Here is a 6,732-nt window from a genome sequence, read left to right as displayed (position 1 = left end):
TGCGCCAGAACCCGCCTGTCCGGCCGGCCCGGCACATCCAGCAGACCACCCCACCGGTCCGGGTGCTCCAACGCGGCAACCCGGCCCAGACCCCACATGGCCGCCCGCAGCGGATCCACCGCACCCTCGGAGGCATCGCCGACCGCGACCGCTCCAGACGTCACCAGCCACAGCGGCGCGTGCACACCCGCATCGCCCAACGCCTGCGTGAGCGCGAGCACGGACGGCAGTCCGTTCAGACAGCACAGGATCCCGGTCACGGTCTCGCCCGCACCGACGGCGCCGAGCAGCTCTGCCAGCTGGTCACGGCCGGCACCCGGCGCACAGAGCACATGCTCGACACCGGGCAGGAACTCCTCGATCCCGTCGAGGGCGATGTCGTCCTCACCGTCGTGCAGCAACAGCCAGCGCCCCTGCAACGTCGTCGGGGCGGATCCGACGGGGACTCGCTCCCAGGTCACCCGGTAACGCCAGCCGTCGACGGCCGACCGCTCGATCTGGTTCCGGCGCCACTCGGACAGTGCGGGGACGACGTCGTCGAGGATGGCACGGTCCACGCCGAGCACTCCGGCGAGGTCCTGGGCGTCGCCACGCTCCAGGGCCTCCCAGAACCGCGCCTCCACGGGATCCGTTGCCGCAACCGCCGGGACAGGGTTTCCGGGTTCGGGCCAGTACCACGAGCGCTGGAAGGCGTACGTGGGCAGTTCCGCCGGTTGGACGCCCTCCAACAGCGTCGGCCAGTCGACCGGGCCACCGTGCACGAACACACCGGCCAGCGCCTGGAGCAGGGCGTCCGGCTCGTCGCGCTCCTTGCGCAGGGCGGGTACGAAGAGCGCGTCCCGCTCCTCGGGAACGCACGCCTGGGCGAGAGCGGTCAGCGTCCCGTCCGGCCCCACCTCCACGAACCGCGTCACACCATGACCGGCCAGCCACCGAACCCCGTCAGCGAACCGCACCGCCTCCCGCACATGCCGCACCCAGTACTCCGCCGACCCCAACTCACCACCATCCGCGACCTCACCGGTGACATTGGAGACCACCGCCATCCGCGCCGACCCGTAGTCGATGCTCTCCGCGACCCGACGGAACTCCTCCAACATCGGCTCCATCAACGGCGAATGAAACGCATGACTGACCCGCAAACGGCTCGTACGACGACCCAACGCGGACAACTGCTCCACAACCTCGGTCACGGCCGCCTCGACACCCGAAACAACCACCGCACGCGGCCCGTTCACCGCCGCCACCGACACCTCCCCCTCACGGCCCGCCAGCAGCAGCAACACCTCCTCCTCCGACGCCTCCACCGCAACCATCACCCCACCCGACGGCAACTCCTGCATCAACCGACCACGCGCCACCACCAGCCGGCACGCATCCGGCAACGACAACACCCCCGCCACATGCGCAGCCGCCAACTCACCGACCGAATGCCCCACCAAGTAATCCGGGCGCACCCCGAAGGACTCCAGCAGCCGGAACAACGCCACCTCGACCGCGAACAACGCGGGCTGCGCCCACCGCGTCTCGTTCAGCAGCCCGGCATCCTCACCGAACACCACCCCACGCAACTCCGCACCGACCTCGGCCACCACCGCATCGAACGCCTCCGCGAACACCGGAAACGCCTCATACAACCCCCGGCCCATCCCCAGCCGCTGCGCACCCTGACCCGAGAACAAGAACGCCAGCCGACCTTCGGTGGCGAGGCCCTGGGTCACGTTCGGCAGCGACCCGCCCTCGGCCAGGGCGGACAGGCCGGCCAGTAGCTCAGCGCGGTCCGCGCCCCGCACCACCGCACGATTCTCGAAGGTGGAGCGAGTGGTCGTCAGTGCGCGAGCCACTTCGGCGAAGCCGAGATCCGGACGGGCGTTGACGTGGTCGAGCAGTCGGACGGCCTGGGCCCGCAGGGCGTCGACTCCCTTGCCCGACAGTACCCATGGGATGATCGGCGGAGTCGTCCCGGCGGTGGTCTTCTGCTCGGTGCGCTCGGTGTGCTGGGCCGGTGCTTCGAGGATGAGGTGAGCGTTGGTGCCACTCAACCCGAACGACGACACCCCCGCACGCCGCGGACGCTCTCCCGTCTCCGGCCACGCCCGGCGTTCCGTCAGCAGACGCACCGCACCCGTGTCCCAGTCCACGTGCGACGACGGCATATCCACGTGCAGCGTCGCCGGCAACACCCCCCGCTCCAACGCCAGCACCATCTTGATCACACCCGCCACACCCGCAGCCGCCTGCGTATGACCGATGTTCGACTTCACCGACCCCAACCACAACGGCCGATCCACCGCACGCCCCTGACCGTACGTCGCCAACAGCGCCTGCGCCTCGATCGGATCACCCAGCACCGTCCCCGTACCATGCGCCTCCACCACATCCACATCCGCCGCCGACAAACCCCCACTCGCCAACGCAGCACGGATCACCCGCTGCTGCGACGGACCATTCGGCGCCGTCAACCCATTCGACGCCCCATCCTGATTCACCGCCGAACCACGCACCACCGCCAACACCCGATGACCACGACGACGCGCATCCGACAACCGCTCCACCACCAACACACCCACACCCTCACCCCACCCCGTACCATCCGCACCCTCCGCAAACGCCTTGCACCGCCCATCCCCCGCCAAACCACCCTGCCGACTGAACTCCACGAACGCACCCGGCGTCGACATCACCGTCACCCCACCAGCCAACGCCAGATCACACTCACCCGACCGCAACGCCTGACCCGCCAGATGCAACGCCACCAACGACGACGAACACGCCGTGTCCACCGTCACCGCAGGACCCTCAAGCCCCAGCACATACGACACCCGACCCGACACCACACTCGCCGCATTACCCGTCCCCAGATACCCCCCGAAGTCCCCACCCGACGCCGCCAGCAACGCCGGATAGTCCTGACCATTGGTCCCCGTGAACACACCCACCGCACCACCCCGCAACGAACCCGGATCGATCCCGGCCCGCTCCACCGCCTCCCACGACACCTCCAACAGCAACCGCTGCTGCGGATCCATCGCCACCGCCTCCCGCGGCGACACACCGAAGAACCCCGCATCGAAGGCGCTCACGCCGTCGAGAAAGGCCCCACGACGCGCGTAGGGCAACGAGCCGGACTCCTCGCCGTTCAGGCCGTACAGCGAACCCAGGCCCTCCCAGCCGCGGTCGTCGGGGAAGTCTCCGATGCCCTCCCCGCCCTCCACCAGCAACCGCCACAACCCCTCCGGCGAGTCCACCCCACCCGGAAATCGACAAGCCATCCCCACGATCGCGATCGGATCCTCCGCCACCACCGGCACCAGAGCCCCCGACGAACGCTCCGCGACCACCCCACCCAGCTCACCCACCACGAACTCGGCAAGCGCCAACGGCGTCGGATGATCGAACACCACCGTCGCCGGCAACGCCACCCCACACTCCACCGCCAGCACATTCCGCAACTCCACCGCGATCAGGGAATCCACCCCCAGATCACGAAACGCCCGACCCGCAGGCACCTGCTCAACGCCCGCATGACCAAGGACAGAAGCCGCGCGAGCACGGACCGTGTCGAGTACGACCTTGAGGGCCGCCTCATGGGGCAGCGCGGTGACACGTGCGGCGAGGTCGTCGGTGTCGGAAGCCGCGCGCTCCGCGGTCAAACCGCCGTTCCTCTCCGGTGCGGCGACCAGGTCCGCGATGAGCGCGCTCGGGCGCGTCGCCGTGAAGGCCGGTCCGAACCGGCTCCAGTCGATGTCCGCGATCAGGTGTGCGGCGCGACCGGAATCCACGGCGGCGCCCAGCGCGATGAGCGCCAGGTCGGGATCCAGCGCGGCCACGGCACCTCGGCCACGACGGCGCTTCCCGGCGGCCTCGTCGGCCATGCCGCCCCCGGCCCAGGGGCCCCAGGCGATCGAAGTGGCAGGCAGCCCCTCCGCCCGCCGCTGCACGGCCAGGGCGTCCAGAACTGCATTCGCGGCGGCGTAGGCGCCCTGGCCGGCGCTACCGATCGCTCCGGCGACAGAGGAGAACAGAACGAACGCGGAGAGATCCTGATCGCGAGTCAGTTCGTCGAGCGTCCGTGCCGCATCCGCTTTGGCACGCATGACCCGCTCGATGCGGTCGGGATCGGTCGTGTGGAGGACCCCGTCCTCGAGAACGCCCGCGGTGTGGAAGACGGATTCGATCCGGTATCGCGTCAGGAGGGAGTGCAGCGCCTCACGGTCGGAGACGTCGACGGCCTCGACGGCGACGCGCGCACCCTTCGCGCTGAGAGCATCACGGAGTTCCAGGGCACCAGGAGCCTCCTGGCCCCGCCTGCTCACCAGAACGAGATCCCGCGCGCCGCGCTCGACCGCCCAGTGCGCCACGCGCGCCCCGAGGGCCCCCGTACCTCCGGTGATCAGGACCGTGCCGCACGGCCGCCACTCCGACTCCGCCTCCCGAACTCGACGGACAGGGCGGATCCTTCGCCCGAACAAGCCGTTGCGCCGGATGGCGACCTGGTCCTCACCCTCGGCAAGGCGGGTGACGGCGACCACGAGTTTCGCGAGGACACGGTCGTCGAGGTCGGCCGGCAGGTCCACGAGCCCGCCCCACAGTTCCGGATGTTCCAGCGCCGCGACGCGGCCGACCCCCCATGCCGCGGCCTGGGCCGGTGCCCGGAGATGGTCCGACTGACCGACACGAACCGCTCCCTGGGTGAGAGTCCACAGGCGTGCCGGTACCTCGCTGTCGGACAGCGCCTGGAGCAGAGTCGCCGTGGCCGAGGCCACCGCGTCCTCTCGGTCACCCAGCGGAAGCAGGGAGAGCACGCCCTGGATCCGCCCGACCTCGTCCCACGCCGAGCGCAGTTCGCCGGCCAACCCTACGCGGTCGAGGTCGCCGACAGGGAGTGGGTGCAGGAGCAGGCCCTGCTTCCCGAGACCGTCGAGCACGGCCTGGACAGTGGCTCGGACCCCGTCCGACGCGTCCTGCGGTACGACCGCCAGCCAGGGAGCGGGCCCTCCCGTCTCCATCTCGGGCATCCGGGTCTCTTCGTCCCGTGCCAGTGGACGCCAGAAGTCCTCGTAGCGCCAGGAGTTGACCACCTGGTGCTCGACGCGCTTCCTGTACCACTGGGAGAGCGCCGGAAGGGCCGCGCCCAGCACGTCAGGCTCCACTCCCAGGTCGTCGGCCAGAGTACCGAGGTCATCGCGCTCCACGGCCTTCCAGAACTCCGAGTCCACCACCGCGGACACGAACTCCGGCCCGGTCGAGGACTGCGGACCCGTGGCGGACGGATCCAGCCAGTAGCGCTGCCGTTGGAAGGCGTACGTCGGCAGCTCCACGGGGTGCGGATCGGTTCCCTGGAACAGCGTCGGCCAGTCGACCGGGCCACCGTGCACGAACACACCGGCCAGCGCCTGGAGCAGGGCATCCGGCTCGTCGCGGTCCTTGCGCAGGGCGGGCACGAAGAGCGCGTCCCGCTCCTCGGGAACGCACGCCTGGGCAAGAGCAGTCAGCGTCCCGTCCGGCCCCACCTCCACGAACCGCGTCACACCATGACCGGCCAGCCACTGAACCCCGTCAGCGAACCGCACCGCCTCCCGCACATGCCGCACCCAGTACTCCGCCGACCCCAACTCACCACCATCCGCAAGCCGCCCGGACACATTCGACACCACAGGGATCGCCGCCGACCCGTAGTCGATGCTCTCCGCGACCCGACGGAACTCCTCCAACATCGGCTCCATCAACGGCGAATGAAACGCATGACTGACCCGCAGACGGCTCGTACGACGACCCAACGCGGACAGACGCTCGGCGACCTCGGTCACGGCCGCCTCGACACCCGAAACAACCACCGCACGCGGCCCGTTCACCGCCGCCACCGACACCTCCCCCTCACGGCCCGCCAGCAGCAGCAACACCTCCTCCTCCGCAGCCTCCACCGCAACCATCGCCCCACCCGACGGCAACTCCTGCATCAACCGACCACGCGCCACCACCAGCCGGCAGGCGTCCGCCAGCGACAACACCCCCGCCACATGCGCAGCCGCCAACTCACCGACCGAATGCCCCACCAGGTAATCCGGGCGTACCCCGAAGGACTCCAGCAGCCGGAACAACGCCACCTCGACCGCGAACAGCGCGGGCTGCGCCCACCGCGTCTCGTTCAGCAGCCCGGCATCCTCACCGAACACCACCCCACGCAGTTCCTCGCCGACCTCGGCCACCACCGCGTCGAACGCCTCCGCGAACACCGGAAACGCCTCATACAAGCCCCGGCCCATCCCCAGCCGCTGCGCACCCTGACCCGAGAACAAGAACGCCAGCCGACCTTCTTCGGAGCCGTGTCCGATGATCACCCGGGCCGCGTTCCGACGTGCCGCCACCTCTGCGAGGCCGTGGAGCAGCTCAGCGCGGTCCGCGCCCAATACCACCGCGCGGTGTTCGAAGGTGGTCCGGGTGGTCGCCAGTGACCAGCCGACATCAACCGGGTCGATGTCGGAGTGCGCGGTGAGGAAGTCGCCCAGGCGCCGGGCCTGAGCCCGCAGGGCGTCGTCCGTGCGGGCGGACAGGGTCCAGGCCACTGCGGGGAGGACGGCAGGAGAGGTGGTCCGGTCCTGGTCGGGTGCAGGACTCTGCTCCAGGATGACGTGGGCATTGGTGCCACTCACACCGAAGGCGGAGACGGCACACACTCGGGGTCGGGCCTCCGTCTGGGGCCACGCCCGGCGTTCCGTCAGCAGACGCACC

Annotated in this window: 1 protein-coding gene; it reads right to left on the bottom strand. The window is 69.9% G+C overall.

The features are described 5' to 3' along the window. Positions 1-6,677, bottom strand: a 6,677-nt coding sequence (locus ASC56_RS40415) for a type I polyketide synthase (protein ID WP_234377263.1), incomplete at its 3' end; no start/stop codon positions are given. Between the last annotated feature and the right edge of the window lie 55 nt (positions 6,678-6,732).

Origin of the sequence: Streptomyces sp. TP-A0356 (genome assembly GCF_001417775.1) — a bacterium.
Lineage (GTDB): Bacteria > Actinomycetota > Actinomycetes > Streptomycetales > Streptomycetaceae > Streptomyces.
The sequence above is the reverse complement of the archived record's forward strand: the minus strand, read 5'-3'. Positions and strand labels throughout refer to the sequence as shown.